We start from the raw sequence: 1,441 nt of genomic DNA, 5'->3' as shown, positions 1-1,441 counted from the left end.
CGTGAACTGGTCCCCGATAGTTGGACTGGCTAAATGGGATTCTAGGCCGCAAGGGTCTGGGCCCGGTATTGCACCGGGCTCAGACCCTTGAGCTTTGTGGAGATTCTTTCGTTGTTGTACCAGTGGATGTACTCGTTCAGTGCCGTTGCCAGGGCATCGGTGCTAAGGAAGCGGACATGATGGAAGAGCTCTTCCTTGAGATGTCCGAAGAAGTTCTCCATGACTGCGTTGTCATAGCAGTTGCCCTTGCGGGACATCGACTGGGCGGCGCCGGCATCGTTGAGAAGGATCCGCCATGAGGCGTGTTGGTATTGGACGCCTTGATCCGAATGCACCAGCGGCTGCTGCCCCGGCTCAAGGCAGGCGAGGGCGCTGCGGAGCGAACTGTTGGTCAGGGCGAGGTTCGGCGAGCTGCCAACGGAATAGGAGATAATCTGCCGGTCGAAGAGGTCCATGACCGGGGAGAGGTAGAGCTTCCGGTCCCCGACGCGGAACTCCGTCACGTCCGTGACCCACTTCTGGTTAGGCGCGTCAGCATCAAACTTCCGGTTCAGCAGGTTCGGGGCAATAACGCCCTGCCCGCCTTGGTAAGAGTTATAGCGTTTCCTTCGCCGGACCTTGCAGAAGAGCTGAAGTGAGCGCATCAGTTTCAGCACGGTCTTCTTCGCAACCGCCCACCCTTGCCTGATTAGCTCGCTGTGGATCCGGCGGTGGCCGTAGCGGCCATGGTTTGTCGTGAAGATCTCCGTGACCGCGGCCTTGAATGCTTCCTTCGGATCTGGAGACCGGAGCCGGGCCTGTTGATAAAAGAACGTCGAGCGGGCCAGGCCCGAGACCAGCAGCAGGACCGGGAGTGGAAAGTCAGCCTTGAGGGCAATGAGGGCTTTAACCTTCACTGTCGTTCCTGAGCCCTCAAGGCCCGCAATTTTCCCAGATACGCCACCTCCGCGCGCAGCCGTTCGTTCTCCCGGCGCAACCGTTCCAGTTCGGTTAACTCGGCCGGTGGAGGTGGAGCTGCGGACTTCGCCGGCCTGCCTTTGGCTTTGGGACGCAATGCCTCCGCTCCATCACGGCGATACGCCCGGACCCACTTTTGCAGCAACTGGCGCGAGGACAAACCAGCCTCCACAGCCAGGTCCGGACCGGTCTCGCCCGCGAGGAACCGCTCCACTAAGGCCAGCTTGAACTCAAACGAGTACGACTTTGCCGGTTTGCTCACCAGCACCCCTTGCCCATGAATCCTCCACCGCCCATATAGTGCCCTTACCGGCACACCAGGCGCATCAAGCAAACGAGCCGCTGCCCGATACCCAATGCCTTTCTCAAACCACGCTACCGCCGCCTCGCGCTGGACCTCAGACAACGAACTACGTGCACGCATAAAACTGCTCCCCGGAAGTCGAAACTGAATTTCTCAGTCCAACTTCCGGGGACCAGTTCA

General features: G+C 59.8%; 2 protein-coding genes. Both read right to left on the bottom strand.

What is annotated here, in order from left to right:
- Positions 1–41: 41 nt before the first annotated feature.
- The gene (locus FDW84_RS19545; RefSeq protein ID WP_205754770.1) at positions 42–896 is read right to left on the bottom strand and encodes an IS3 family transposase; all 855 of its coding nucleotides are present in this window, start codon (positions 894–896) and stop codon (positions 42–44) included.
- Complete coding sequence (locus FDW84_RS19540) at positions 893–1,219, bottom strand: helix-turn-helix domain-containing protein (RefSeq protein WP_205754769.1); 327 nt, start codon at positions 1,217–1,219, stop codon at positions 893–895. The genes FDW84_RS19545 and FDW84_RS19540 overlap by 4 nt, the downstream gene beginning before the upstream one ends.
- Positions 1,220–1,441 lie beyond the last annotated feature (222 nt).

The organism is Pseudarthrobacter sp. NamE5, from assembly GCF_005796225.1.
Taxonomy (GTDB): domain Bacteria; phylum Actinomycetota; class Actinomycetes; order Actinomycetales; family Micrococcaceae; genus Arthrobacter.
Note: the sequence above shows the minus strand (reverse complement) of the source record. Positions and strands in the feature narration are given on the sequence as shown.